We start from the raw sequence: 26,325 nt of genomic DNA on the forward strand, positions 1-26,325 counted from the left end.
CACGATTAGTCATGTGACTGTCACAATTGGCCACTATTCTTCGCGGTGTCGTTGCACACGCTCATAACCACGGAGAAAACATGAAACTGATGCAAACCGCGTTCGCTGGCATGGCTGGCGCTCTCTTCGCGATCGCAGCGCAAGCCGCCGATATCACTGGCGCGGGCAGCACCTTTGCAGCACCGATCTACACGAAGTGGGCAGATGCTTACCAGAAGACGGGCGGCGGCAAGGTCAACTATCAGGGCATCGGCTCGTCGGGCGGCGTCAAGCAGATCGTCGCGAAGACGGTTGACTTCGCAGGCTCGGACGCTCCGCTGAAGGACGACGAACTCGCGAAGGAAGGCCTGTTCCAGTTCCCGACGGTGGTCGGCGGCGTGGTGCCCGTGATCAACGTGCCGGGCGTGAAGGCTGGTGAAATCACGCTGTCGGGCGAAGTGCTCGGCGACATTTACCTCGGCAAGGTCAAGAAGTGGAACGACCCGGCAATCGCCGCGCTGAACCCGAAGGTCAAGCTGCCGGATACGGACATCGCCGTGGTCCGCCGCGCTGACGGCTCGGGCACGAGCTTCATCTGGACGAACTACCTGTCGAAGGTCAACCCCGAGTGGAAGTCGAAGATCGGTGAAGGTTCGACGGTCAACTGGCCGACGGGCACGGGCGGCAAGGGCAACGACGGCGTCGCGGCATTCGTGCAGCGTCTGCCGGGCGCGATCGGCTATGTGGAATGGGCGTACGCGAAGCAAAACCACATGACCTACGTCGACCTGAAGAACTCGGCAGGCACGGTGGTCGAGCCGAAGACGGAAACGTTCAAGGCAGCGGCAGCTGGCGCTGACTGGTCGAAGTCGTTCTACCAGATCCTGACGAACGAGCCGGGCAAGAACGCATGGCCGATCGTCGGCGCGACGTTCGTGCTGCTGCACACGACGCAGGACAAGGGCCCGCAAGGCGCGGAAACGCTGAAGTTCTTCGACTGGGCGTTCAAGAACGGCGGCCAGGCTGCAAACGATCTGGACTACATCACGCTGCCGGAATCGGTCGTGTCGGAAATCAAGACGCAGTGGAAGGCAAAGGTCAAGGACGCATCGGGCAAGGCGCTCGCCGAGTAATCCTCGACTTGCAGCAACAGCAGCAAGCACCGCGCGCATGACAGCTGGATGATGCGCGCGGCCGGCCGCCCGGCTTCGATGAAGCCCGGCGGCCATCGTTCTGGCCGTCTGGCATACGCCATGCGGCAACCGGAAACAGGTTTATCAGCTCCCATGTCCGACCTCCCTCTCACTTCTGACGGCGCCCGGTCGACTCCGCCCGGTAGTACGACGCAGAAAGCGCCCAGCCGCGCGGGCGACGTCATTTTCGGCGGCATTGCGCGGCTTTCCGCCATCGTCACGCTACTGCTGCTCGGCGGCATTATCGTGTCGTTGCTCGTCGCTTCGTTGCCGACGATCCAGAAATTCGGCCTCGCCTTCCTGTGGACGGCCGACTGGGATCCACCTTCCGAGCAGTTTGGCGCGCTGGTGCCCATCTACGGCACGATTGCGACGTCGATCATTGCACTCATCATCGCGGTGCCCGTGAGCTTCGGCATCGCGCTCTTTCTGACCGAACTGTCGCCCGCCTGGCTGCGCCGGCCGCTCGGCATCGCGATCGAGTTGCTCGCCGCGATTCCGTCGATCGTCTACGGCATGTGGGGCCTGCTCGTGTTCGCGCCGATCTTCGCTGAGTATTTCGAAAAGCCGCTCGGCAAGCTGCTCGGCGGCATGCCGATCATCGGCGCGCTGTTCAAGGGTCCGCCCATCGGCATCGGCATTTTGTGCGCGGGCGTGATTCTCGCGATCATGATCATTCCGTACATCGCATCGGTGATGCGCGACGTGTTCGAAGTCACGCCTGTGCTGCTGAAGGAATCGGCGTACGGTATCGGCTGCACGACCTGGGAAGTGATGTGGAAGATCGTGCTTCCTTTCACGAAGACGGGCGTGATCGGCGGCGTGATGCTCGGCCTTGGCCGCGCGCTCGGCGAGACGATGGCCGTTACCTTCGTGATCGGCAATACGAACCTGCTCGACAATGTGTCGCTCTTTTCGCCGGGTAACAGCATCACGTCGGCACTCGCGAACGAGTTCGCGGAAGCCGCGCCGGGCCTGCATACGGCCGCGTTGATGGAACTCGGCCTGATCCTGTTTGTGATTACCTTCATCGTGCTGGCGATTTCGAAGATCATGTTGCTTCGCCTCGAGAAAGGGGAGGGCGCGAAATGAGCCAGTCCTCGATGAACATGCCGGGCAGCACCGACAGCGTCGCGCTCGAAGCGATGCGCACCCGGTTGCAAAAGCGCCGGAAAGTCACCAATGCGATCGCGCTGACGATGTCGCTTGCGGCAATGGCATTCGGCCTCCTCTGGCTGGTGTGGATTCTCTACACGACGCTGCGCCTGGGCATCGGCGGATTGTCGATCGAGCTGTTCACGCAGTCGACGCCGCCACCGAACACGGACGGCGGCGGTCTCGCGAACGCGATCGTCGGCAGCCTGATGCTGGTCGTGATCGCGACGTTCGTCGGCACGCCGATCGGCATCATGGCGGGCGTGTATCTCGCCGAGTACGGTCAGAAGGGCTGGCTCGCGAGCATCACGCGCTTCATCAACGACATTCTGCTGTCGGCGCCGTCGATCGTCGTCGGTCTGTTCGTGTACGCGCTGGTCGTCGCGAAGATGGGCCACTTCAGCGGCTGGGCAGGCGTGATCTCGCTGGCGCTGCTGCAGGTTCCCATCGTGATCCGCACGACGGAGAACATGCTGAAGCTCGTGCCGAACGCGCTGCGCGAAGCGGCTTTCGCGCTCGGCACGCCGAAGTGGAAGATGGTGCTGTCGATTACGCTGAAGGCGTCGGTGGCGGGCATCGTGACGGGCGTGTTGCTGGCCATTGCGCGTATCGCCGGTGAAACGGCGCCGCTGCTCTTCACGGCGCTGTCCAATCAATTCTTCACGCTGGACATGAATCAACCGGTTGCGAACCTGCCGGTCACGATCTTCAAGTTCGCGATGAGCCCGTTTGCGCAGTGGCAATCGCTTGCGTGGGCTGGGGTCTTCCTGATCACGCTCGGAGTGTTGGGTCTCAACATTCTCGCGCGTACGATCTTCTCGAAAAAGTAAGGGCGGAGCGATCCGATGAACATGGCAGAAAGTCACCTGAATCCCGTCGAACGCCCGGCGGCACCCGCCGGTTTCGACCCGGCGCAGAGCGGTCAAGCGGCAGCGCCCTCGCGCCCGAAGATCGAAGTCAACAACCTGAACTTTTTCTATAGCAAGTATCACGCGCTGAAGAACATCAACCTGCAGATTCCCGAAGGCAAGGTGACCGCGTTTATCGGTCCGTCGGGTTGCGGCAAGTCGACGCTGCTTCGCACGTTCAACAAGATGTATGCGCTTTATCCGGAGCAGCGCGCCGAAGGCGAAATCCTGATGGACGGCGAAAACCTGCTCACGACGAAGCGCGACATTTCGCTGCTGCGCGCGCGCATCGGCATGGTGTTCCAGAAGCCGACGCCGTTCCCGATGTCGATCTATGACAACATCGCGTTCGGCGTGAAGATGTTCGAAACGCTGTCGCGCTCGGAGATGGACGATCGCGTCGAATGGGCGCTGACCAAGGCGGCGCTGTGGAACGAAGTGAAGGACAAGCTCGGCCAGAGCGGCTACGGTCTGTCGGGCGGCCAGCAGCAGCGTCTGTGTATCGCGCGCGGCATTGCGATCCGTCCGGAAGTGCTGCTGCTCGACGAACCGTGCTCGGCGCTCGACCCGATTTCGACGGGGCGCATCGAAGAACTGATCGCCGAACTGAAGAGCGACTATACGGTGGTGATCGTCACGCACAACATGCAGCAGGCGGCGCGTTGTTCGGACTACACTGCGTATATGTACCTGGGTGAGCTGATCGAATTCGGCGACACCGAGAAAATCTTCATCAAGCCGGTCCGCAAGGAAACGGAAGACTACATCACGGGCCGTTTCGGCTAATCGCTGAGCGCACGAGCTTAGGGAGTACGACATGACCGACAAACACCTGTCCAGCCAGTTCGACGCCGATCTGAACGCCGTGTCTTCGAAGGTGCTCGAAATGGGCGGCCTCGTCGAGGCGCAGATCGTCGCTGCGATGAACGCGCTGAACGAATTCGACACCGGTATCGCCGACCAGGTGATCGCCGCAGAAGAACGTCTGAACCAGATGGAAGTCGAGATCGACGAAGAGTGCAGCAACATCATCGCGCGGCGTCAGCCGACGGCGCGCGACCTGCGCCTCGTGATGGCAATCTCGAAGACCATCACGAACCTCGAGCGCGCCGGCGACGAAGCCGAGAAAATCGCCAAGCGCACCAAGCGCCTGTCGGAAGACGGCGCATCGCGCACGATCAACATCGCCGAGATCAAGCTGTCGGGCGATATGGCCGTGAGCATCCTGCGCCGCGCGCTCGATGCGTTTGCGCGCCTCGACACCGTGGCCGCCGCGCAGATCGTGCGCGACGACAAGGCGATCGACGAGGAATTCCGCGCATTTGTGCGCAAGCTGATTTCGTACATGACGGAAGATCCGCGCCTGATCTCCGTCGGGCTCGACTTCCTGTTCATCGCGAAGGCGATCGAGCGGATCGGCGACCACTCGAAGAACATCGCCGAGTTCATCATCTACGTGGTGAAGGGCACGGACGTGCGCCACATGGGCCGCGACGCGCTCGAACGCGAGGCGCTCAGCTGATCGCTGAGTTGATTCGTGAGCGGATGCGTCTATCCGCTCACGCAAACCGTTTTTATCGCATACCGTTTATCAAGAGGCGCAGATGCCCAGCAGTATTCTCGTTATCGAAGATGAACCCGCTATTTCCGAGCTGATCTCGGTCAACTTGCAACACGCGGGCCATTGTCCGATTCGTGCGTACAACGCCGAACAGGCGCAGAACCTGATCAGCGATGTGCTTCCCGATCTCGTGCTGCTCGACTGGATGCTGCCGGGCAAATCGGGTATTGCGTTCGCGCGCGACCTGCGCAACAACGAGCGCACCAAGCACATTCCCATCATCATGCTGACGGCGCGCGGCGACGAGCAGGACAAGGTGCTCGGCCTCGAGATCGGCGCCGACGACTACGTGACGAAGCCGTTCTCGCCGAAGGAACTGATGGCGCGCATCAAGGCGGTGCTGCGCCGCCGCGCGCCGCAGCTGACGGAAGACGTGGTTGCGATCAACGGGCTGAAGCTCGACCCGGCCACGCATCGCGTCGCGGCTCATGCGGAAGGCAACGAGATCAAGCTCGATCTGGGTCCGACGGAATTCCGTCTGCTGCACTTTTTCATGACGCACCCGGAGCGTGTCCACAGCCGCACGCAGCTGCTCGATCAGGTGTGGGGCGACCATGTGTTCGTCGAAGAGCGTACGGTCGACGTGCACATCAAGCGTCTGCGCGCCGCGCTCAAGCCGGCCGGCTGCGATGCGATGATCGAGACGGTGCGGGGCAGCGGGTATCGCCTGGCCAAGAGCGCATAAGGTAAACTGATTGAAAAACACGAAGCGCGCTGCGGCATGTCATCGCGGCGCGCTTTGTTGTCTCTGTAGTCTTCAGATTTGTCTTCAAGGTTGCAGGAACACATGAACATCATCTGGGCGCGCTCCCTGGTATCGCTTGTGCTCCTCGCTGTGCTATGCGTGGCAGTCGGTGTGTTCGTCAGCACCAAGGCGGCGTTGACGCTCGCCGTGCTCGCGCTGCTCGCGCAAGGCATCTTCAGCACGTTTCACAAGCAGCGCCTGTGGCGTCTGCTTGACGCGCCTGTGTATGGCGAGGTGCCGAGCGCGCCGGGCATCTGGGGTGAGATCTACTACCGGCTGCACAAGCTCGCGAAGCGCTGGCACGCGCAGGTACGTCAGGTCGAGCAGCAGCACTCGCGTTTCATTCAGGCGATCCAGGCGTCGCCGAACGGTGTTGCGATGCTCGACGATCACGATCAGATCGAATGGTGCAACGCGATCTCCGAAGAGCACTTCGGCCTCGATGCGAAACGCGATCTGCGCCAGCACATCACGCATCTCGTGCGTCATCCCGACTTCGTCCGCTACCTGAACTCGCATCATTACGAAGAGATGCTGATCATGCGCGGGATGGGCGACAAGCGCCAGAACGTGATTTCCGTGCAGGTGTTTCCTTACGGCGAGAATCGCAAGCTGGTGCTGTCGCAGGACATTACGGAGCTCGAACGTACCGACGCGATGCGCCGCGATTTTGTCGCGAATGTATCGCACGAGCTTAAGACGCCGTTGACCGTGCTATCCGGTTTTCTCGAAACGATGCGCGAGTTGCCGCTCGACGAGAGCGAGCGCGTGCGGTATCTCGATCTGATGATGCAGCAGGCGCAGCGGATGCAGCATATCGTCAGTGATTTGCTGGTGCTTGCGACGCTGGAAGGCGATAACAAGCCGCCGAGCAGCCAGATGGTCGATATGCGTGCGGTGGTGCGGCATTTGCAGGACGATGCGCAGAGTCTTTCTGGCGGACGTCATCGGATTACGTTCGATGCCGACGAGGCGCTTACTGTGACGGGCGTCGAGACGGAGATCCTCAGCGCGTTTGGCAATCTCGTTACGAATGCGATTAGGTATACGCCTGACGGCGGGTCGATTAGTGTGAGCTGGCATGCTCAAGGCGGGCAGGCCACGTTCTGTGTGACCGATAGCGGGCTCGGGATTCCTGCTGCGGATATTCCGCGGTTGACTGAGCGGTTTTATCGCGTTGATCGGAGTCGGTCGCGGGATACGGGTGGCACCGGGCTTGGGCTTGCTATCGTCAAGCATGTGCTGCAGCGGCATGATGCGCAGCTCGAGGTTAAGAGTGAGGAAGGGCGGGGGAGTGTGTTTACCGTGCGGTTTCCTGTAGCGCGGACTGCGCGGTTGCAGTCGACTGCGGCGTAAGGGTTTGGTTTTTGCGTTCTGTCTGTGACGCTGTTTGGTGTTCTTGGCTTTGCGCTGGCGTCCGCGATTTGTTATCTAGCTTCACGCGTCGCCCCTGTGCGGGGCGGCACCTACTTTTCTTTGCCGCCGCAAAGAAAAGTAGGCAAAAGAAAGCGGCTCACACCGCCAGTGCTAGTTTTTGCCTGAGGGCCCCCAACGGGTCTTACGCTTCACACGGCGACCACGTGACCCACGTTCGTTGCCAACGCTCTTGCGGTGCGCCTCACCCGCTTCACGCCCCCGCATTACAGCATGCCGTGCCAGATAGCCTACCGCCGCCCAGGTGGCAAACTGTGTGTAGGCCGTAGTACCTCACATACGCCCACTTCGGACCGATAGCGCACGCGTCCCACCCTGTAAGAGCGCTTGCGCATACGACGCGACAACCTACACACAGTTTGCCACCTGGGCGACACATACCATTCGCTGCCGCTGGCCCGAGTACGGGTATTCGAAGCGGGTGAGGCGTTCATTCGAAGCGTTGGCAACGAACGCGAACAGAGACGCCGCCGTGTGAAGCGTAAGACCCGTTGGGGGCCCTCAGGCAAGAAGAAATGTTGGCGGTGTTAGCCGCTTTCTTTTGCCTACTTTTCTTTGCGGCGGCAAAGAAAAGTAGGTGCCGCCCCGCACAGGGGCGACGCGTGAAGCACGAAGGCATGGCGCGGATGCCAGCGAAAATCCAAAAAAACCGAACGACGTCGCAGACAAAAAACAAAAAACCCGGCTCACTGTCACCAGCAAACCGGGCTTCGTACTACCGGAACATCAGCGCCTAAAACCCCAGCGCTCATCCGACGCATTCGGCTTAGAACTCATACCCAACCTGAGCGCGAACACCTGCATCGCCCGTCGACGTCACCGACACTGCGCCATTGACGAGCCACTTGCTGTTACGCGAGCGATAGGTCGCGCCGACACCCAGCGCCGCGCCGCTCTTGTACGAGCCGGCACCTGCGGCAACAACCGTATTGCCAGGCTGCGAAGGCGTCATGTTCGGCATGGCCATCGCGGCGGCCACACCGGCGTACGAGTTTTTCGCGACCTGGTTGACGGTGTTCTGCATCGAGTTGAACCGTTGGTCGGTATAGTCCTTGGCGCTCATGCCTGCCGGCAGATTGCCCACCGCTCCGGCGACCGTCTCGTTCAACTGATCGACGTTGACGGCATCCGTGCCCTGCGTGCCAGCGGCGACGTTGGTGATCTGACGCTCGTGGCCTTTCGATCCGACCGACACCGTGTTCTCGCGATCCGCGACCGAATCCGCACCCAGCGCGACCGAGTTGTCAGCCGACGCTTGCGCATTCGAGCCCATCGCCGTCGCGTGGTGACCGGTTGCCTTTGCCGCTGCCGTGCTACCGTCGCCGTTCGTGGCGAACGTCGGGCTGCCCGAGGCCGCATTCATCGCGATGTTGGTGACGTTGGCGAGCGCCGAGTTCATCTGCGCGACGTTCACGGCGTCGGTATCGATCGTACCGGCTGCCACGTTGTGGATCGTCGTGCCACCCGCCACGCCGTTGCCCATCGTCACGCTGCTGTAGCTGACGGAACCATCTACGTTGCTGTCGTAGGTGACGGCCGCTTTCGCCGCACCGTCCGTGCCGACGAGACCAGTTGCCTTCAGTTGTGCGACGTTGACGGCATCCGTATCGGCCGTACCCGCCGCCACGTTCGTGATCTGCCGTTCGGCGCCCGCTGAGCCTACGGAAACCGTGTTAGCGCGGTTCGCGACCGAATTCGATCCGAGCGCGACCGAGTTGGCCGCCGTTGCCACGGCAGCACCGCCGATCGCCACCGATTCGCTACCCGTCGCCTGCGAATCCGCCAGCATCGAGTTCGTGTGGAAGTACTTGATGCCCGTTCCGCTGCTAGTGATGTTGTTCAACGCGGTGTTGATGCTGCTGATGTCCGACGCGTTCTGCGTGGTGCGGGCGTCGATGTTGGTGATCGCGCCGGCGATACTGTTCATCGTCGTGCCGCCGATTACGTAGCTGGGTGCCGAGATCGAGCCGTCGCTATTGACCGTCGAGCCGCCGCCGATCGCGCTGGCCGTCGAGTTTGCAAGGCTGTAAAGCTGCGAGCCGTTGACGGCATCGGCGCTCGATGCGTTCACGTCGCCAGCGTGTACGCCCGTCAGCTTGCGCGCGCCCATTGTGCCGGTGAAGTCGACGATCGTGCCGTCCGTTGCTTTGGCGACCGTGATGTTGCGGGTGGTTGCGTCCTGTTCGACGAGGCCGAGTCCGCCGTTATTGATCGACGTCGTCAAGTTGGTGACATCGTTCGCCAGTTGCGTGGTACGCGCGTCGATATTGGTGACAGCGCCGCCGATGCTGTTGACCGTCGTGCCGCCGATCACATACGACGGTTTCGAGATCGAGCCGTCGCTGTTGACCGTCGAGCCGCCGCCGATCGCGCTGGCCGTCGAGTTCGCGACGCTATAAAGCTGCGAGCCGTTGACAGCGTCGACGCTCGATGCACTCACGTTGCCTGCAAGCACGCCCGTCAGCTTGCGTGCGCCAGCCGTGCCGGTGAAGTCGACGATCGTGCCGTCCGTGGTCTTCGCGACGGTGATGTTGCGCGTCGTATCGTCCTGTTGCACGAGGCCCAGATCGCCGCTGTTGATCGCCGTGGTCAGGTTCGTGATATCGCTCGACATTTGCGTGGTGCGGGCGTCGAGGTTGGTGACGTCGCCGGCGATTTGCGTGGTACGTGCATCGATGCTGGTGATCTCGCTTGAGTTCTGCGTGGTGCGGGCGTCGATATTGGTGATCGTGCCGGCGATGCTGTTCATCGTCGTGCCGCCGATCACGTAGCTCGGTGCCGAGATCGAACCGTCACCGTTGACGGTCGAGCCGCCGCCGATCGCGTTGGCCGTCGCGTTTGCGAGGCTATAGAGTTGCGAGCCGTTGACGGCGTCGACGCTCGATGCGCTCACGTTACCGGCGAGTACGCCCGTCAGTTTGCGCGCGCCAGCCGTGCCGGTGAAGTCGATGATCGTGCCGTCGGTGTTCTTCGCGACGGTGATGTTGCGAGTCGTATCGTCCTGCTGCACGAGGCCAAGTTCGCCGCTGTTGATCGCAGTGGTCAGGTTCGTGATATCGCTCGACATTTGCGTGGTGCGCGCGTCGAGGTTGGTAACGTCGCCAGCGATTTGCGTGGTACGGGCGTCGAGGTTGGTGACATCGCCGGCGATTTGCGTGGTGCGTGCGTCGATGCTGGTGATGTCGCTCGCGTTCTGCGTGGTGCGTGCGTCGATATTGGTGATGGTGCCGGCGATGTTGTTCATCGTCGTGCCGCCAATCACGTAGCTCGGTGCGGAGATCGAACCGTCGCTGTTGACGGTCGAGCCGCCGCCGATCGCGCTGGCCGTCGCATTTGCGAGGCTATACAGTTGCGAGCCGTTGACGGCGTCGGTGCTCAACGCGCCCACGTTGCCTGCGAGTACGCCCGTCAGCTTGCGCGCGCCAGCCGTGCCGGCGAAGTCGATGATCGTGCCGTCCGTTGATCTGGCGACCGTGATGTTGCGCGTCGTTGCGTCTTGCTGAACCAGACGGAGTTCGCCGCTATTGATCGCCGTAGCCAGGTTGGTGATGTCGCTCGAGTTCTGCGTGGTGCGCGCGTCGATGTTGCTGATTGCGCCGGCCACGTTGTTGATGGTGCTTCCACCCACGACATACGTCGGGTTCGTGATCGCGCCCGTGGTCGAGTTGTAGGTCGAGTCGCCGCCCAACGCTGCCGCTGTCGCCGCGCCCTGTGCGTTGACCTTCGCAGCTTCAGATTGCAACTGGCTCACGTTCACCGCGTCCGTCGCTGCGGAGCCGGCCGCCACGTTTGTGACGCGCCGTTCCTTGCCGGCCGAACCGACCGACACTTCGCCGTTGGCCGCCGATGCCGTGCCCGACAGCGTGCCCGAGCCGGGGTTGTATCCAGCTGCGCCCAGATTCGCGGTCGTGGTCGAAGCGCCACCCAACGCTACGGAATTGTTGGCCGAAGCATTCGCCATACCGCCGATTGCCACGCTACCGGAGCCGCTCGTCGTTGCCGAGGCGCCGAGCGCCATGGCCCGCGAGTTGCCCGTCACGGAGGCGAAGTAGCCCATTGCGAGCGACTGGTTTGCATCGCTGCCCCCTGGGCCGATCGCCGACGCACCCGTCCCCATCACCACCGCGTTCATCGCATTGCTCGCGGTTGCGGCGTTGCCGATTGCGACAGCACCTTGGGATGCAACAACGTTCGCAGACGCGCCGACCGCGATACTGAGGGTTCCCGTGGTCGTCGCGTTTGGGCCTAGCGCAAGCGAGTTGTTTGCTGCTACGACGGAATTCACGCCCAGTGCGATGCTGTTGCCTCCGGATGCCGTCGAAGCCGAGCCCATCGCGATTGTGTAAGGTCCCGAAGCATAGGCGTTCGGACCGATCGCGATGGAGGCGGTGTTGGATGCCACAGAGTCCGCCTGCGTCGAGTTCACATGGAAGTACTTGATACCGCCACCGTTGATAACATTCGAGAGGTTGTTGCTGATGTTATTGACCTTCGCGTCCTCCGACATCAACTGGCTGACGTTGACTGCATCGGTCGGATTGAGACCCGCAGCCACGTTCGTGATACGACGCTCTGCGCCCGCTTGGCCAACCGACACTTCGCCCGCCGCCGTCGCTGCCGAGATTGCCGTGCCGCCGACGGGCGCAAAGCCAGCCGTGCCGAGCGTGGTCGAGTTGGCCACCGAGTTCGCGCCGAGTGCCACCGAATTAGCCATCGCGGCCGTCGCGCCGGCGCCTACTGCCGTCGACATCGAGCCTGCGTAGCTCGCCCCGCCCACGGCAACGCCGCCGTCCGTCGCGCTGGCCGAGTCGCCAACGGCAACCGTTCCGTCAGCGTTCGGCGTCGCGCCCGAGAGATTGCTTGCCGAAGCGTTTTGGCCAATCGCCACAGCCGCCTTACCGCCTGCTGCGTTCGTCGTTTGAGCGCCGCTGCCGTACGCAATGTCGGCAGCGATTCCGCCGAGCGTCGAACCACCGTCCAGCGCGCCTGCGTGCGCCGCACCCGCCACGCCGCCGAGCGTGAGCAGGGTTGCGCAAGTCAGCGCACGCATGCCGCTGCGGGCCGACTTGCCCTTGGCCCTGGCGGTTTCGGCTGCGGCGATAAACGTACCCGTCTTTGCGCACCAAACGTTTCGGTAAGTCTTGTTCATGGAAAACTCGTCAGCAAATAAATTTAGGATAACGATCTATCATTTTGAGATTCGCGAACAAAGCGATGCCGCACATGCGTGCATGAATCTGCTGCTATCTCGATAGCCGTGGATGTCGAATGCTCGTGGGTTTTCGGGGTGTTCCGCGAACCAGCAACGAGTTCGTTTCGATGTCTCTAAATTTATTTGAGATGAGTCTTCGCTTTAATGAGACAACTCTTAATCTGAAGAGGGTGTTGTCTCGGAATGCGCTGTATTTGTCTGATTTATTGACGAGGCGCAGCGGGAAATCCCAAAAAAACACCCCAGCGTCGTCACCGACGTCTGGGGTGTCTGTATTCGGAAGAAGGGGGAAATTAGGAGCAGAACTTCGTCAGCAAGCTCATCTGCGCATTGCGCGACGATTTCCCCGGCCTGCGCCGGCGATAGTGCCCATCGCTTTGCATCAGCCACGCGGCCTGGTTGTCACCGAGAAACGCCGACAGTCCTTCCGCAATCACGCGGCGCTTCAACCGCCGGTTGTTGATCGGAAACGCGACTTCGACGCGGCGGAAGAAATTGCGATCCATCCAGTCCGCGCTCGACAGATAAACCTGCTCGCGGCCATTGTCATGGAAGTAGAAGATGCGGTGATGTTCGAGAAACCGCCCGACGATCGAGCGCACGGTAATGTTCTCCGACAGCCCTTCGACGCCCGGCTGCAACGCGCACACGCCACGCACGATCAGATCGATCTTCACGCCCGCCTGCGACGCTTCGTACAGTTCCGCAATAACGGTCGGTTCGAGCAGAGCATTCATCTTCGCGACGATCCGCGCGCGCTTGCCTGCGCGCGCATGCTCGGCCTCCGCACGAATCGCGTCGACGAGCCGCGGATGCAACGTGAACGGCGACTGCCACAACTCGTGCAACGGCAACTCGCCGCCGATCCCCGTCAATTGCTGGAACACGTGATGCACGTCTTCGCAGATCTTCTGGTCAGCCGTCATCAGGCCGAAGTCGGTATAAAGGCGCGCCGTGCGCGGATGATAGTTGCCCGTGCCCAGGTGCGCGTAGCGCTTCAGGATCGACTTGCCGCCTTCCGACACGCGCCGCACGATCAGCATCATCTTCGCGTGGCACTTGTGGCCGACCACGCCGTACACGACATGCGCGCCGACGGCTTCCAGTTGCGACGCCCAATTGATGTTCGTCTCTTCGTCGAAGCGCGCGAGCAGTTCGACGACGACCGTGACTTCCTTGCCGTTGCGCGCGGCCTGCATCAGCGCGTCCATCAGAGGCGAATCAGTGCCCGTGCGATAAATGGTCTGCTTGATCGCGACGACGTTCGGGTCCTTCGCCGCCTGTAGCAGCAATTCGAGGACCGGCTGAAAACTTTCGTACGGATGATGCAGCAGCACGTCGCCCTGATCGATCACGTCGAACAGGCTGGCGCTGTTGGCGATCTGCGGCGGCGTCGCGGGAATGTGCGGGACGAACTTCAGATCGGGCCGGTCAACCATCTCGGGCAACTGCATCAGCCGCACGAGGTTCACCGGGCCATCGACGAAGTAGCAGTCCTTCTGCGACAGACCGCTTTCGTCGAGCAGGCGCCGCATCAGATGCGCGGGCGTTCCCGCCGACATCTCGAGCCGCACCGCGTTGCCGAGATGCCGCGCGGGCAGTTCGCCCTGCAGCGCGACGCGCAGGTTCGTGATTTCGTCTTCGTCGACGAACAGCTCGCTGTTGCGCGTGATGCGGAACTGGTTGCAGCTGCGCACGGCGAGATTCGGAAACAGCTCACCGACAAACCGTTGCAGCAGCGAACTGAGCAGCACGAAGCCATGCGGATAGCCGGACAGGTCCTGCGGCATGCGCACCAGACGCGGCAGCGCGCGCGGCGCCTGCACGATGCCCATCACGGCCTGACGCCCGAACGCATCCTTACCTTCAAGCTCGACGACGAAGTTCAGGCTCTTGTTCAGCACGCGTGGAAACGGATGCGCGGGATCGAGACCGATCGGCGTCAGGACGGGCAGCAGTTCATTGACGAAGTAGTCGCGAGCCCATTGCGTCTGCGCCTCGTTCCACGCTTCCGTGCCGTGAAAATAAATGCCTTCGTCTTCGAGCGCGGGCAGCACGGTGTCCTGCAGCATCGTGTACTGTCGATGCACGAGCTTCTGCGCGCGTTCGACAACGAGATCGTAGCAATGCTGCAGCGACATGCCATCGGGCGACAGCGCGCCCGGGTTGTCGCGCATCTGTTCCTGAAGACCGGCCATGCGGACTTCGAAGAATTCGTCGAGATTGCTACTGGTGATGCAGATGAAGCGCAAGCGTTCGAGTAGGGGAACGGCAGGGTCAGCGGCCTGTGCGAGCACGCGTTCGTTGAACCCCAGAATGCCCAGCTCGCGGTTCAGAAGAGGATAGCGGTTGGACATCGGTGGTGAGAATGAAATGTCGGAAGGTGACTCGAAAGGACGCTCGGAAATTCTCACAGTATGATGACAGTTGCATGAAATGGCTTTTGTCATGATTTTACGCTTTTGCCGCGTCGTGTCGTAAATATGACGCACCCATGTGTGACGATATCGCTCGACAATGGCTGAGGTGACAGCGTAATGACGACTACGCTTAAAATGGCGCTTTTGAACAACGCGCCACCGAAGGCTCCCCGCATGGGGGCTTTCCCCGCGCGCATGAGGTCCTCACACCCGATGGTCAATACTCCGCCACTCCTTGCCGCCGTCGATCTCGGCTCGAACAGCTTCCGTCTGATCGTGGGCCGCGTCGAGGAAACCGAGGCGGGCAGCCAGATCTATCAGGTCGACGCGCTGCGCGAACCCGTGCGCCTGGGCGCAGGCCTGTCGCGCGAAAAAATGCTCGACCGTGCTTCGCAGGAACGGGGTTGGGATGCGCTGAAACGCTTCGGCGAACGCCTGCGCGATTTCCATCCCGATCATGTGCGCGCGGTCGCCACCAACACGCTGCGGGTCGCGAAAAACGCGCAGGAATTTCTCGGCGAAGCGGAAGCGGCGCTCGGCTTCCCCATCGAAGTGATCGCGGGCCGCGAAGAAGCGCGCCTGATCTATGCCGGCGCCGCGCATTCGGTCCCGGCGAGCGCGGGCAAGCGGCTGGTCGTTGATATCGGCGGCGGCTCGACGGAATTCATCATCGGCTCGCACTACACGCCGATTCGAATGGAAAGTCTGTACATCGGCTGCGTGAGTCACAGCCGCCAGTTCTTTCCGGCGGGCAATGTCGACGAATACACGATGCGTCAGGCCGAGCTCGCGGCATCGCGCGAGATCCAGATCATTTCGGCCGACTACAGGGCCGAAGGTTGGGACCAGGGCATCGGTTCGTCGGGCACGGCGCGCGCGCTGGCCGAACTGGTGGAAGCGAACGGCTTCAACGATCCAGGCATCACGCACGGTATTTCGCGTGGCGGCCTCGAACGTTTGAAGCGTGCGCTGATCAAGGCGGAGAACGTCAACCGGCTCAAGCTCGTGGCGCTGAAACCGGACCGTGTGCCCGTGCTGGCGGGCGGCCTGTCGATCATGATTGCCGTGTTCGACGAACTCGGCGTCGAATACGTCGATACGACGGATGGCGCGCTGCGGCTTGGCGTGCTGTATGACCTGCTGGGGCGTTCGCAGCATCAGGACATGCGTACGGTTACGGTTGAAGGCTTTATGCGGCGCTATGGCGTGGATCGCGAGCAGGCGGCGCGTATCGGCGAACTCGCGGTGCGGTTCTATGACCAGTTCGAAGAACCTGATGCCGAAGTGCGCGAAGAGAACCGCATGTTCCTCGGGTGGGCGGCTGCACTGCATGAGATTGGGCTGTCGATTTCGCACAGCGCGTATCACAAGCATTCGGCTTATATCGCGAGCAATGCGGATATGCCGGGGTTTTCGCGTACCGATCAGGCGCGGCTTGCGGCGCTTGTCGTGGGTCATGCCGGTAAGCTCGGCAAGCTTGCGCAGACGCGGGATATCGAGTGGGATTTGCTGTTCTGTCTGCGGCTTGCGGCGCTGTTTTGCCGGCGGCGTGCGGATGCTGGGTTGCCCGAGATTACTGTCGCTGAGGCGAATGGCGGGTATGAAGTGCGACTGCCTCATTCATGGGTTTCGAATAACCCGCTGACGGACTATAGCCTCATTCAGGAGGCGGCTGAGTGGGAGAAGATTCGGACGCCGTATCGCGTGGTGTACACGGAGGATTGAGGGTTTTTTGTCTGCGACGCTGCGTGGTGTGTCTGTTTTTGCGTTGGCATCCGCGAGTTGTTATCTAGCTTCACGCGTCGCCCCTGTGCGGGGCGGCACCTACTTTTCTTTGCCGCCGCAAAGAAAAGTAGGCAAAAGAAAGCGGCTAACACCGCCAGTTCTAGTGTTTGCCTGAGGGACCCCAAAGGTTCCTACGCTTCACACGGCAATCACGTCATTCATGCTCGTTGCCAGCGCTCTTGCGGTACGCCTAACCCGCTTCACGCAACCGCAATCCAGCATGCCGCGCCAGATAGTCCACGGCCGCCCAGGTGGCAAACTGTGTGTCGGTCACTGGTGCTCCACACGCCTCACTCCAGACCGATTGCACATGCGCTCCACCCTGTAAGAGCGCTAACTTATACGACGCGACAACCTACACACAGTTTGCCACCTGGGCGGCGGAAACCATTCGCTGTCGCTAGCCCTTGTGCGGGTGTCTGAAGTGGGTGAGGCGTTCATTCAGCACGTTGGCAACACGCGCGAACAAGGACGTTGCCGTGTGAAACGTAAGACCCTGTGGGGGCCCTCAGGCAAGAAGAAATGTTGGCGGTGTTAGCCGCTTTCTTTTGCCTACTTTTCTTTGCGGCGGCAAAGAAAAGTAGGTGCCGCCCCGCACAGGGGCGACGCGTGGAGCACGCTAACGAATCGCGGATGCCACCGCAAAGCCAAACACTCCGAACGGCAACGCTGAAGCACGAGGGCAAAACGCGGATGCCAGCGAAAAGCCAAAAACGCAACCGGCACAGCCCACGCCGCAAAGGCCAAACCTAAACCAAGACCCCGCCGAGCAAACCCAAAAAAATCACTCACCTCGGCAACGCATCCCCAAGAAAATGCCGCGCATACCGCGCATTGATTTCAGAGAGCCTGAACAACGTCAAATAGTCAGCGGTGTTGAAATCAGGATCCCACGCCGGCGCGCCGCAAATCTTCGCGCCAAGCCGCAGATAACCCTTAATAAGCGGCGGCGGTGCGACCTTCGCGCCAGTCTTCAGCTCATCGACGGGCAGCGGCGTATGTGGAAACGCGCGGTACTCGGGCGTGGTCAGCGCATCGTCCTGCAGCGACGCATACAGGTTGGCCGCGTAGTGGCCGCCATCAGCCATCGCAACGCTCGCGCAGCCGAGCATGGTCTCATACCCGTTGTGCTGCATATACGAGCCAAGACCGGCCCACAACGACATGATCACCGACCCGCTGCGATAGTCGGCATGCACGCACGAACGCCCCACCTCGACCATCTTCGAGCGCAGGTGCGTAAGCCGCGACACGTCGAACTCACTCTCGGCATACAGCCGCCCGATACGCGCCGCCTGGTGCGGCGGCAGCACGCGATACGTGCCGACCACCTTGAGCGTGTCGAGATCGCGAACAATCAGGTGATCGCAATAAGCGTCGAACGCATCGACGTCGAGGCCGGCAGGGCCGGACAGGCGCGCGCCCATTTCCTCGGCGAAGACGCGGTAACGCAGACGCTGCGCTTCGCGAAGCTCCTCGTCGGTGCGCGCCCACGACACTTGCAGACGATGCTGGGCGGTTACCGTTTCTTCCGAGCGCGGCAAACGGCGACGCGGCTCGAGGATCGATGCGAAGGGCAGGGTAGGCGTCGGCAGTTCTCGCATGTGGCGTTCCTGGTCGAAAATGTGAAATTCGCTTCGACGCCAATGTAGTAACGGCGGGTGACGCTCACGTGGCAACGTCGTGACGATTCGATGACGTGTCGTAAGCCAGACGCTTTCGCAGCGCCTGCAATCCTTGCTTCGCCTTGCCCCGCGATGCGGCGTAGATCAGATGAGATCGGGGCTGATCGCTGCGCGCAACGTGGCCTGTTCGCCGTTGCTGCGCAAGCGGCTCTCGATCCACCATACCGCCGATTTCTTGACCGACCAGCTCGCGCCGCTATCGGCGAGCAGACGCGCGATGACATGGCCGAGCGTCGGCTGATGGCCTACGATCACGACCGTCGGCGCAATGCCGTCGGGCCAGCCGGCGGCCGTAAGAACGGCGTCGACGCTCGCGTCCGGTGCAATCTCGCGGACGACGCGATATTGGTCCGTCAGCGATTCGGCCGTCTGCACGGTGCGCGCGGCGGGGCTGGCTAGGATCACGGCGTCGTCGGGAAGACGCGCGCGCAGCCATTTGGCGGACGCCTGCGCCTGCTTGCGGCCGCGCGGCGTCAGTTGGCGGGCGAGATCGGTCGAAGCGGTGTCTTCGGCCTCAGCGTGACGCCAGAGGATCAGGTTCATGGCGGTGTCTCCGTTTTTCTGTCGGCGGGTGGGTTTCGACAAGTATGGACAGCGCGGGGCGAGTTCTGCTGCTTTGGTTTTAATGAATGCGCGCGTGTTTCGGGAGTGTAGGCGGCGCTCGCAGGATATTCGCGTGAAATCGGCGGGGCAAAAAGCAACACCCAAAGCAAAAACCCGCGACACCAGGAAAAGTGTCGCGGGTTTCTTTACGGCATGTTGGTGGTCGGAGCGATAGGATTCGAACCTACGACCCTCTGATCCCAAATCAGATGCGCTACCAGGCTGCGCTACGCTCCGACGCGAGCCAGCGATTCTATCTGCATTGAGGTCGACAAGTCAAACCCTCGCGTCACAAAAGTCATAACTGACCCATCAGCAGCAGCACAATCACCACGATCAGCACAATGCCGACCAGCCCGGTCGGGCGATAGCCCCATTCGCGGCTGTACGGCCAGCTTGGAAGGGCGCCGATCAAAAGCAGGATCACCACGATCAGCAGAATGGTTCCGAGGGTCATGTTATCTCTCCTTATATGGCCGGGCCACAAATGGAGACCGCGTAGGCGCGTACAGCCAGCGACCGTGCGCGCGCTGGCGGCCGGAGTGTCGAGCGCGCGGAATGCGCGTTCTATGCCTTACAGATCAGCAAGCCATGTGCCTGATATGAGGCGGCGGTGCGGCGCAGGGAAACGGGGCAGGAGAGAGCGCGGGCCCGGGAATCCGGACGCGCAAATGAAGACGTCGCGCGTCGAGACCAAAAGCGGCGCGCGAGTCGGACGAAAATTCAGGCGGTCAAAGGATAGCGCCGCAGGCGCGGCGCATCCGGCTTCAGTGTCTGCGGCGCATTCTGTCCAGGACGTGATGCTCGGCAAGCCAGTGATGCATCATGCCTTCGCCATGATGCTCGCGCCGATAGGTGCGCGACTCGAACACCGACAGCACGACAAGCACCAGCAACCCTATGGCGAGTCCAACCAGACCTGCGATCGATTCGGCATCCATGGCGGCCTCCTTCGACGAAAACGACCCTGTGTACATAGTAGAACAGGCGCTGCAAGATCGCGCAATGCGGTGGATATCCAGGTTCGGCGGCGCGCATTGCGCTTTGCGGTTAGACTCGTGGCCCGCGACGTCATCCGTCGATGCTCACACCTTGTCCGAAAAGTTTATGAAGCGCTTCCTGCTGTCCGCATCGCTGTTTTCGCTGTTCGCCCTGTCGGCGTGTGCCGACGATCCGAGCGTTCACCATCACGTGCCACCGAAAGACCCGGCGGACTACCACGGCGTGCCGACCGACACCCGTCCGCCTTCGATGATCGACGCGCCCGACGCGCCAAAATAAGCGTACGGCTGGGCGCGCTCTTCGACACGCACCTACGCGCGGCTCGCCGACAACTCAGACCCGACATCGCGCGCAAGACGCGGTAACAGGCGAAGCAGCGTGAGGCCGCGCGCGGCCATGAAGATCATCAGCGCCGCCCACAGTCCGTGATTGCCGTGCGTGCCGGCGAGCGCCCACGAAGCCGCCAGAAACACGCCGAGCGACACGACCATCGATGTCATCAGATCGCGCGTGCGCGTCGCGCCGATGAACACGCCATCGAGCAGAAAGCCCCACACGGATACGATTGGCGACAGCACGGTCCACGGCAGAAAGGCTTCCGCCGCTGCCCGCACCACGGCCTGATCGGTGAGCCGCTCGATGATCCACGCGCCCGCCGTCCAGTAGACGAGCGAGAACGCCAGCGCGCCGAGCGCCGACCACAGCAGCGTCACCTTGACGGCCTGGCGGAACGCATCGCGGTTGCGCGCGCCGATGGCCGCGCCGACGAGCGCTTCAGCCGCATGCGCGAAGCCGTCGAGCCCATAGCCCATGAAGGTCTGGAAGTTGAGGAGCAGCGCGTTCGCGGCCAGCGTCGCGTCGCCCTGTTTCGCGCCGAGATGCGCGAACCAGCCGAACGCGCCTAGCAGGCACATGGTCCGCACGAAGATGTCGCGGTTGATGGTCACCATGCGCCTGAGGGCGACGGGATCGAACAGCGCGGCGCGCTCGAGCGCGGGCAGCCCGCGCGGACGCATCTGCCAGAGCAGCACGGCGCCGAACACAAAGCCAAGCGCATCGGCCGTAGCCGTGGCGGCGCCGATGCCCGCCACGCCCCAGTCGAACGCATACACATACAGCAGCACGGCGATGATGTTCGCCGTGTTGATGAACACTTGGGTGGCAAGCGCGACGCGCACGCGTTGCGTACCAAGTAGCCAGCCCAGTACGACATAGTTGCCGAGCGCGAGCGGCGCGGCCCAGATACGCGCGTGACAGTAGGCGCGCGCGTGCCGCTGAACGTCGTCGCTGCCGCCGATCGCGCGCACCGCGAAATCGATCAACGGAACCTGCAGTGCCAGGATGACAGCGCCGATCGCAAACGCGAGCAGCATCGCGCGCACGATGTTCATACGCAGGCCGGCCTGATCGTTCGCGCCGAACGACTGCGCGACGAGCCCTGTCGTGCCCATGCGCAGAAAGCCGAAGCCCCAGAACACGAAGTTGAAGAACAGGCCGCCAAGCGCCACGCCGCCGAGATACGACGCGCTGTCGAGATGCCCGGCGACGGCGGTGTCGACGGCGCCGAGTATCGGCTGCGTCAGGTTGGCGAGGACGATGGGGAACGCGAGCGTCAGCACGCGCCGATGCCAGCGCGTGGGCACGGCATCGGCGGGCACGTGCGGTGGGTCTGACGCGACGCTATCGTCGGCGCGATCGTTCAACCGCGTTCCTGCACGCAGACCCACGGCGACACGACGACGGCCCATAGTTCGGGGTCACGCGCGGCGAAGTCGGCAGCCGTTTCCGCCTGCACGCGCTCGACCAGTCCCGCTGACAGCCATTGCGTGACCTGCGGCGTATCGTCGTTGGCGATCGCTTCGGCGACGCTCACCAGATCGAGATCACGCGCGACGCGCAGCAGCATGCCGCGCGCAAAGAAGCGTTCGAGTTCCGTCCATCCGATCTTCGCGGTTTCACCGAGCAGTTTCTCGTAGAGCGGGCTTTGTGGGGTGTCGGGGGAGGTCATGGTGTTAGCAGGCAGCATGGCATTCGTGCGTGGGGGCGTGCGGCGGCGTGCGCCGGCACGGGCGGGCGTAACTATAAACCAAACCATAGGCGACACCTCGCGACTTCGCTCGCCTATGCCTTGCGGTGCGAATACGCCGCTAAATGCCTTCACGTCACGCGCTTTAATCGCCGTATCCGCCCGCATATGAATACGTTAAACGGAAGTTGGCTAATTCGTTAAATCTGAGGAATTCACGGCAGGAATCGCAACGGAAGGGTGCGTTGGCGCACCAAGTCCCGCTATTGCGGGAAGCGAAGCGAAATGCGTGAAATCGACGAATATCGCAGTGCAGAACAATTCACGCACAATCCTTTCGCGATCTTCCGAAACGCCCGTCAGACATGGGTTTCGGGGCAGTGCGCTATTGGGCCGGCCGCGTATTGAATGCGAAATGGCGCGTTGATTCGGCTTGCAAATTGACGGGTGCGCCATTCAGTTCGTCTTGAAACCGTGCGCCGAGTCACACTATTTGCACAATTAATCGATTGCGTGGGTATAGGGGGCGTTGCTAGATTTCGTCTCGGCGCATGGTGAACCGGTCCTTTGCCGATATGCGCCGAACCCCCGTTTGCCCGGCCTCGTGCCGGGCATTTTTTTTGTCCTCACGCAATAAAAATCAAACGACGCGCGAGTGCCGGCTACTGCTTGCAGCGGATCACCATCGAGCGGTTTTTCACGTTGGCGCCGAGCACGCCGCCAAGCGTGCCGCCTGCCGTGCCGCCCGTATCGACATCTTTCGAAACTACGTCGTAGCCATAGGCGCCACATGCCTCGCCCGCGCGCTTGTAGCATTCGCCCCAGTTCTGGCTCGCATCGCTGCCGCTGCAGTTGATCGCGAAGCCCGTTTCGCCGTTGGGCAGATAGGTGAGCGTCGTCGAACCGGAACTGGCGCAGCCTGCAAGGCTCGCCAGAGAGGCGATCGCGAGGCTCGTCGCCATCGCACGGACTGCCGCAAGGGCGTTTTTCATCGGAGTGTCCTCTGTGTGTCGTTGCGCGGATGAACGCGGTGTCGACAGACGGGGCACGGAGCGTGCCCGCCTGCCTCTGTGATGGAGCCGTACACGGCCCATCGGGTTCCCGCGGGTTCCTGTCGCGATGCGGCGGGACAGCGCCTCAGCGCGGCGGGAGCGAGCGCGCCGGATCGATCGAACGGCCGGCGTAACGCAGCTCGAAATGCAGCATCACGCGGTCATTGTCGGAGTCGCCCATCTCGGCGATCTTCTGGCCCTGCTGCACTGTCTCGCCTTCCTTCACGAGCAGCGAGCGATTGTGCGCGTACGCGGTCAGATAGTCGGCGTTGTGCTTGATGATCAGCAGATTGCCGTAGCCGCGCAGGCCGTTGCTCGCATAGACGACGGTGCCGCCCGCCGCTGCGAACACGGGCGTGCCCGCAGCGTTGGCGATATCGATGCCCTTTGAATTGTTGCCGTCGAAGCCGCGCACCACGTTGCCCGTCGCCGGCCAGATTAGCGAGATCGACGACGCGGGCGCCGCAGGCGTATCCGCGGCGGCACTGCGCGACGCAGACGAGGCGCTCGCCGACGCGCTGCCTGAGGTGCTGCCGCGCGCCGAGCCCGTGCTGGCCGTCGCCGTGCCGGGTGGCGGCGCGACGCGCAACACCTGGCCGACCTCGAGCGAATCGGGGTTCGACAGTTTGTTCCAGCGCGTCAGGCTCTCGACCGACGTGCGATTGCTGCGCGCGATCTTGTACAGCGTGTCGCCCCGTTCGACGCGATAGTAGCCCGGACCCACGGGTGCCGAGCCGCATGCGGCCAGTGCTGCGACCATGGCCGCGCAGACGAGCCGTCTGATTTTTGTAGTCAACATTGGACCTCGCAAGACGCTGCCGCGCGCCGATCCCGATCACGTGGCAGATGCAAAACGCCAGATTCTAACGGTTTTGCAATGCAGCACCCGTTTTCGGGTTGAGGCGCCGCGCGACAATCGTGCCGCGCGCGATGCGCGGCGCTCAGGGCAGCGTGCCGACGATAATGCGCAGCGACGCTGTTTCGGTGTCGCCCGCTTCGAGCCAGCGCAGGCCCAGGCCGTTGTGGATCGCATCGGGCAGACCCAGCCACGGCTCGACGCAGAAGAAGTCCGATTCAGGCGTTTCGGTCCACGTCGTGACGGCGTACCACGGCACCGAGTTGGGTCGCTGCAGATCAATCGTGATGCTGCGGTTCAGGCCGAGCGCGACCATCCGCACGAGGTGATCCGGCGCGCCGTCGAGGCAGTGGAAGCGATCCAGGATCCCCGGATCGTCCAGACGATAGTCCGGCTTGCCCGCTTCGCCCTCGCTGATCGCGCCGTCCGGCAGTTGATGGCGGCGCACCGTGCGCGGCAGTTCGAGCACCGTCTCGCCGCGTTCCGCGTGCGGCAGCGTGAAGTAGAAATGATGGCCCGCGTAGTACGGCAGCGGCTCGCTGCCCGCCGTGCCCGTATTGGTCGTGATGAAGTCGACGTCGAGCGTGTGCGCGTCGACGAGCGTGTACTTCGCCTCGAAACGGAAGCTGAACGGATAGCCGGTGCGCGTCGCGTCGCTGTCAGTCAGCGTCATGCTGATCGAGCGTGCAGCTTCGTCGACCGTGGCCTCGAACGGCAGGTCGCGCGCGAAGCCGTGCATGGGCAGATCGCGCACGGTGCCTTGCGCGTCCTTCCAGCGGCCGATCTGGCCGTCGACGAAATGGCGGCCGAGAAACGGAAACAGCAGGGGATTGCCGCCGCGCACGCGCGCGGGCTGGCTCCAGTCCGCGTGCTCGGGCCAGAAGATCACCGACTGACCGTCGATGTCCCACGACAGCAGGCGGCCGCCCGCCTGCGGCGCGACGCGCAGCAAGGAGCCGTCGCGTGCGATCTCGATGATGTCCTGTTGCTGGAATTGAGGCATGGCAATGACGATAGAAAGCGGTTAGGAAGGGATCGGGCATGCACGATTGTGGCGCGAAAAGCGCAGCGACGCCGATTTTGCGCCCCTTTGTGCTACGGGGAAACCCTTCTCGGGAAATTGCGGGTGTTGGCGCACAGTCGGCGCAATCAATAATGTGTACGAAGACCGGCTCCGGCCGGATCCGATCACTCGGTTTTCAGGAGGGGCGATGGATCTCGCAATGGCAATGAGCGTGGCACTGTTCGGCATGTTTACGGGCAGTACGATTTATTTCTTTTATAAATTTACACGCTGACACGGGGCGACGAGAATCCACGTTGAGCCGTCGGCACGTACCGACGGTCCACGCAGCCTCCGCACGCAGGCCCGCCTTCCAGGCGGGCCTTTTTGCTTTCATCGCCGTAATCAGCCTTTCGATCTTGTTGCAACGCGGCAAGATTCTGTTAAAAGCGAATTTTTGTCCTTGGCGCACCCCGGTCGCCCAGGCATAATCGACCCGCCTTCAGATGCCGGACGTCGTGCTCCGGCAAGCTGTCCATCCTCCCCACTTTTCAAAAGGACCGACGCGTGAGCCTGTCGTTTTTGATCTTTTTGAGCGTGCTGCAGGGCGTCACGGAACTGTTTCCGGTGAGCAGTCTTGGTCACACGCTGCTCGTTCCCGCTCTCTTCGGCATGCATATCGACAAGCATGCACCGCAACTGCTGCCGTTCCTCGTCGCGCTGCATCTGGGCACCGCGTTCGCGCTGCTGTGGTACTTCCGTACGCGCTGGATTGCGCTCATAGGCGGCTTTTTCGCGTCGCTGTCGGGCCGCCGCAATGACGATGGCCATATGATGTGGGCGCTCATCATCGGGACGATTCCGGCCGGTCTGGTGGGTCTCGTGCTCGAAAAGCGCCTCGAACGCGTGTTCCACGATCTGCGTATCGTCGCGATTGCGCTGATCGTCAACGGCATCCTGCTGTGGCTCGGCGACCGGCTGCAGCGCGCGCGCGTGCATCGCGCGCCGGAGAAGCTGACGTTCAAGCAGGCGTTTCTGGTCGGCCTCGCGCAGATCGGCGCGCTGATTCCCGGTTTCTCGCGCAGCGGCCTGACGATGATCGCGGGCAACGGCGCGGGCCTGACCTCCGAGAAGGCCGCCGAATTCTCGTTCCTGCTCGGCACGCCGATCATCTTTGCGGCGGGCATCCTCGAACTGCCGAAGCTCTTCCACGCGCCGGGCCAACTCGCCGATGCGCTGCTGGGCGGCGTGCTGACGGCGATCGCCGCGTACCTGAGCGTGCGTTTCCTGATGCGCTATTTCGAAGGACGAGGCCGTCTTGCGTCGTTCGGCGTGTATTGCGTGATCGCGGGCGTGGTGTTTCTCGGCTGGTTCATGACGCATCCGCAGCCGGCCTGATCGCGCGGTTCGATCGGTTATAATCGCGGGCCCGGCGTTGCTGCCGGGCCTTTCTGTTTGAGCGCCACGGCATGTGTGGCGTGCTTACACCGGCGCCTGACACCAGTCTCGGTCAGGTCCAGCCAGGTTAAAATTCCGGTTTCGCCTCCCCATAGTTCAACGGATAGAACACGGGTCTTCTAAACCTGAAATCGAGGTTCGATTCCTCGTGGGGGGGCCATTCATCCGCTTATCGTCAAGACTTTGCT

The 26,325-nt window shown here is 62.2% G+C and carries 21 protein-coding genes and 2 tRNA genes; 11 read left to right on the top strand and 12 right to left on the bottom strand.

The genetic code is table 11. The annotated features are described in order from the left end of the window. The first annotated feature begins 80 nt into the window (after nucleotides 1–80). The 7 genes from pstS (at nucleotide 81) to phoR (ending at nucleotide 6,957) form a co-directional block, all read left to right on the top strand. Nucleotides 81–1,112: a phosphate ABC transporter substrate-binding protein PstS gene (gene pstS, locus C2L65_RS04680; protein ID WP_042306942.1), complete on the top strand. Its 1,032-nt coding sequence runs from the start codon at nucleotides 81–83 to the stop codon at nucleotides 1,110–1,112. Between the two features lie 153 nt (nucleotides 1,113–1,265). After that, the gene (gene pstC, locus C2L65_RS04685) at nucleotides 1,266–2,264 is read left to right on the top strand and encodes a phosphate ABC transporter permease PstC (protein WP_042306943.1); all 999 of its coding nucleotides are present in this window, start codon (nucleotides 1,266–1,268) and stop codon (nucleotides 2,262–2,264) included. Beyond that, complete coding sequence (gene pstA / locus C2L65_RS04690) at nucleotides 2,261–3,157, top strand: phosphate ABC transporter permease PstA (RefSeq protein ID WP_042306946.1); 897 nt, start codon at nucleotides 2,261–2,263, stop codon at nucleotides 3,155–3,157. The genes pstC and pstA overlap by 4 nt, the downstream gene beginning before the upstream one ends. Before the next feature lie 15 nt (nucleotides 3,158–3,172). Then, the gene (gene pstB / locus C2L65_RS04695) at nucleotides 3,173–4,021 is read left to right on the top strand and encodes a phosphate ABC transporter ATP-binding protein PstB (protein WP_007748105.1); all 849 of its coding nucleotides are present in this window, start codon (nucleotides 3,173–3,175) and stop codon (nucleotides 4,019–4,021) included. Between the two features lie 31 nt (nucleotides 4,022–4,052). After that, nucleotides 4,053–4,757, top strand: coding sequence for a phosphate signaling complex protein PhoU (gene phoU, locus C2L65_RS04700; protein ID WP_042306948.1), 705 nt, complete (start codon nucleotides 4,053–4,055; stop codon nucleotides 4,755–4,757). Between the two features lie 82 nt (nucleotides 4,758–4,839). Next, complete coding sequence (gene phoB, locus C2L65_RS04705) at nucleotides 4,840–5,541, top strand: phosphate regulon transcriptional regulator PhoB (protein WP_007748110.1); 702 nt, start codon at nucleotides 4,840–4,842, stop codon at nucleotides 5,539–5,541. Nucleotides 5,542–5,643: 102 nt separating this feature from the next. Beyond that, the gene (gene phoR, locus C2L65_RS04710) at nucleotides 5,644–6,957 is read left to right on the top strand and encodes a phosphate regulon sensor histidine kinase PhoR (protein WP_042306949.1); all 1,314 of its coding nucleotides are present in this window, start codon (nucleotides 5,644–5,646) and stop codon (nucleotides 6,955–6,957) included. An 844-nt stretch (nucleotides 6,958–7,801) separates the two neighbouring features. On the opposite strand, the gene C2L65_RS04715 is transcribed toward phoR, so the two are convergent. Both C2L65_RS04715 and ppk1 read right to left on the bottom strand, forming a co-directional pair. Continuing rightward, a complete protein-coding gene (locus tag C2L65_RS04715) occupies nucleotides 7,802–12,184 on the bottom strand; it encodes an ESPR-type extended signal peptide-containing protein (protein ID WP_042306975.1) in 4,383 nt (1,460 codons plus the stop codon). A gap of 356 nt (nucleotides 12,185–12,540) precedes the next feature. Further along, complete coding sequence (ppk1, locus tag C2L65_RS04720) at nucleotides 12,541–14,604, bottom strand: polyphosphate kinase 1 (protein WP_042306977.1); 2,064 nt, start codon at nucleotides 14,602–14,604, stop codon at nucleotides 12,541–12,543. Nucleotides 14,605–14,802: 198 nt separating this feature from the next. Here ppk1 and ppx point away from each other — a divergent pair, with 198 nt between their 5' ends. Continuing rightward, entirely contained in the window at nucleotides 14,803–16,392 is a 1,590-nt protein-coding gene (gene ppx, locus C2L65_RS04725) for an exopolyphosphatase (protein WP_042307047.1), read from the top strand. Between the two features lie 848 nt (nucleotides 16,393–17,240). Here the strand turns inward: ppx and C2L65_RS04730 are convergent. From C2L65_RS04730 to C2L65_RS46090, 5 genes are all read right to left on the bottom strand, one after another. Further along, a complete protein-coding gene (locus C2L65_RS04730; RefSeq protein ID WP_007744007.1) occupies nucleotides 17,241–18,056 on the bottom strand; it encodes a GNAT family N-acetyltransferase in 816 nt (271 codons plus the stop codon). 165 nt (nucleotides 18,057–18,221) lie between these two features. Then, on the bottom strand, nucleotides 18,222–18,680 hold the full coding sequence (locus C2L65_RS04735) for a SixA phosphatase family protein (protein ID WP_042306979.1): 459 nt from the start codon (nucleotides 18,678–18,680) through the stop codon (nucleotides 18,222–18,224). A gap of 220 nt (nucleotides 18,681–18,900) precedes the next feature. After that, nucleotides 18,901–18,977, bottom strand: a tRNA-Pro gene (locus C2L65_RS04740). Nucleotides 18,978–19,038: 61 nt separating this feature from the next. Continuing rightward, nucleotides 19,039–19,197 carry a DUF3309 family protein gene (locus tag C2L65_RS04745; RefSeq protein ID WP_042306980.1) on the bottom strand — a complete coding sequence of 53 codons (159 nt, stop codon included), beginning with the start codon at nucleotides 19,195–19,197 and terminating at the stop codon, nucleotides 19,039–19,041. A gap of 310 nt (nucleotides 19,198–19,507) precedes the next feature. After that, entirely contained in the window at nucleotides 19,508–19,681 is a 174-nt protein-coding gene (locus C2L65_RS46090; protein WP_007744012.1) for a hypothetical protein, read from the bottom strand. Between the two features lie 166 nt (nucleotides 19,682–19,847). Here C2L65_RS46090 and C2L65_RS46095 point away from each other — a divergent pair, with 166 nt between their 5' ends. Next, on the top strand, nucleotides 19,848–20,021 hold the full coding sequence (locus C2L65_RS46095) for a YajG family lipoprotein (RefSeq protein WP_167450340.1): 174 nt from the start codon (nucleotides 19,848–19,850) through the stop codon (nucleotides 20,019–20,021). 32 nt (nucleotides 20,022–20,053) lie between these two features. Here C2L65_RS46095 and C2L65_RS04755 read toward each other — a convergent pair whose 3' ends face one another. The 5 genes from C2L65_RS04755 to C2L65_RS04775 all read right to left on the bottom strand — a co-directional run bounded on the left by C2L65_RS04755 (nucleotide 20,054) and on the right by C2L65_RS04775 (nucleotide 24,679). Next, on the bottom strand, nucleotides 20,054–21,445 hold the full coding sequence (locus C2L65_RS04755; RefSeq protein WP_042307049.1) for an MATE family efflux transporter: 1,392 nt from the start codon (nucleotides 21,443–21,445) through the stop codon (nucleotides 20,054–20,056). Further along, nucleotides 21,442–21,750 (bottom strand): DUF2288 domain-containing protein, encoded by a 309-nt coding sequence (locus C2L65_RS04760; RefSeq protein ID WP_042306984.1) that lies wholly within the window; start codon nucleotides 21,748–21,750, stop codon nucleotides 21,442–21,444. Before C2L65_RS04760 ends, C2L65_RS04755 begins: the two co-directional genes overlap by 4 nt. A 680-nt stretch (nucleotides 21,751–22,430) precedes the next feature. Then, nucleotides 22,431–22,760: a hypothetical protein gene (locus C2L65_RS04765; protein WP_042306986.1), complete on the bottom strand. Its 330-nt coding sequence runs from the start codon at nucleotides 22,758–22,760 to the stop codon at nucleotides 22,431–22,433. A 145-nt stretch (nucleotides 22,761–22,905) separates the two neighbouring features. Then, the gene (locus C2L65_RS04770; protein ID WP_042306989.1) at nucleotides 22,906–23,619 is read right to left on the bottom strand and encodes a peptidoglycan DD-metalloendopeptidase family protein; all 714 of its coding nucleotides are present in this window, start codon (nucleotides 23,617–23,619) and stop codon (nucleotides 22,906–22,908) included. 142 nt (nucleotides 23,620–23,761) lie between these two features. Next, nucleotides 23,762–24,679, bottom strand: a complete 918-nt coding sequence (locus C2L65_RS04775; protein ID WP_042306991.1) for an aldose epimerase family protein — start codon at nucleotides 24,677–24,679, stop codon at nucleotides 23,762–23,764. Nucleotides 24,680–25,246: 567 nt separating this feature from the next. Between C2L65_RS04775 and C2L65_RS04780 the strand changes: the two genes are divergently transcribed. Both C2L65_RS04780 and C2L65_RS04785 read left to right on the top strand, forming a co-directional pair. Next, on the top strand, nucleotides 25,247–26,077 hold the full coding sequence (locus C2L65_RS04780; RefSeq protein ID WP_042306993.1) for an undecaprenyl-diphosphate phosphatase: 831 nt from the start codon (nucleotides 25,247–25,249) through the stop codon (nucleotides 26,075–26,077). 145 nt (nucleotides 26,078–26,222) lie between these two features. After that, nucleotides 26,223–26,297, top strand: a tRNA-Arg gene (locus C2L65_RS04785). Nucleotides 26,298–26,325 lie beyond the last annotated feature (28 nt).

Source organism: Paraburkholderia terrae (assembly GCF_002902925.1).
GTDB lineage: Bacteria > Pseudomonadota > Gammaproteobacteria > Burkholderiales > Burkholderiaceae > Paraburkholderia > Paraburkholderia terrae.

What these genes read in the sequence shown, in the direction of transcription:
- pstS (WP_042306942.1), top strand. Translation starts at nt 81, where the DNA reads ATGAAACTGATGCAAACCGCGTTCGCTGGCATGGCTGGCGCTCTCTTC.
- pstC (WP_042306943.1), top strand. Translation starts at nt 1,266, where the DNA reads ATGTCCGACCTCCCTCTCACTTCTGACGGCGCCCGGTCGACTCCGCCC.
- pstA (WP_042306946.1), top strand. Translation starts at nt 2,261, where the DNA reads ATGAGCCAGTCCTCGATGAACATGCCGGGCAGCACCGACAGCGTCGCG.
- pstB (WP_007748105.1), top strand. Translation starts at nt 3,173, where the DNA reads ATGAACATGGCAGAAAGTCACCTGAATCCCGTCGAACGCCCGGCGGCA.
- phoU (WP_042306948.1), top strand. Translation starts at nt 4,053, where the DNA reads ATGACCGACAAACACCTGTCCAGCCAGTTCGACGCCGATCTGAACGCC.
- phoB (WP_007748110.1), top strand. Translation starts at nt 4,840, where the DNA reads ATGCCCAGCAGTATTCTCGTTATCGAAGATGAACCCGCTATTTCCGAG.
- phoR (WP_042306949.1), top strand. Translation starts at nt 5,644, where the DNA reads ATGAACATCATCTGGGCGCGCTCCCTGGTATCGCTTGTGCTCCTCGCT.
- C2L65_RS04715 (WP_042306975.1), bottom strand. Translation starts at nt 12,184, where the DNA reads ATGAACAAGACTTACCGAAACGTTTGGTGCGCAAAGACGGGTACGTTT.
- ppk1 (WP_042306977.1), bottom strand. Translation starts at nt 14,604, where the DNA reads ATGTCCAACCGCTATCCTCTTCTGAACCGCGAGCTGGGCATTCTGGGG.
- ppx (WP_042307047.1), top strand. Translation starts at nt 14,803, where the DNA reads ATGGCGCTTTTGAACAACGCGCCACCGAAGGCTCCCCGCATGGGGGCT.
- C2L65_RS04730 (WP_007744007.1), bottom strand. Translation starts at nt 18,056, where the DNA reads ATGCGAGAACTGCCGACGCCTACCCTGCCCTTCGCATCGATCCTCGAG.
- C2L65_RS04735 (WP_042306979.1), bottom strand. Translation starts at nt 18,680, where the DNA reads ATGAACCTGATCCTCTGGCGTCACGCTGAGGCCGAAGACACCGCTTCG.
- C2L65_RS04745 (WP_042306980.1), bottom strand. Translation starts at nt 19,197, where the DNA reads ATGACCCTCGGAACCATTCTGCTGATCGTGGTGATCCTGCTTTTGATC.
- C2L65_RS46090 (WP_007744012.1), bottom strand. Translation starts at nt 19,681, where the DNA reads ATGGATGCCGAATCGATCGCAGGTCTGGTTGGACTCGCCATAGGGTTG.
- C2L65_RS46095 (WP_167450340.1), top strand. Translation starts at nt 19,848, where the DNA reads ATGAAGCGCTTCCTGCTGTCCGCATCGCTGTTTTCGCTGTTCGCCCTG.
- C2L65_RS04760 (WP_042306984.1), bottom strand. Translation starts at nt 21,750, where the DNA reads ATGACCTCCCCCGACACCCCACAAAGCCCGCTCTACGAGAAACTGCTC.
- C2L65_RS04765 (WP_042306986.1), bottom strand. Translation starts at nt 22,760, where the DNA reads ATGAAAAACGCCCTTGCGGCAGTCCGTGCGATGGCGACGAGCCTCGCG.
- C2L65_RS04770 (WP_042306989.1), bottom strand. Translation starts at nt 23,619, where the DNA reads ATGTTGACTACAAAAATCAGACGGCTCGTCTGCGCGGCCATGGTCGCA.
- C2L65_RS04775 (WP_042306991.1), bottom strand. Translation starts at nt 24,679, where the DNA reads ATGCCTCAATTCCAGCAACAGGACATCATCGAGATCGCACGCGACGGC.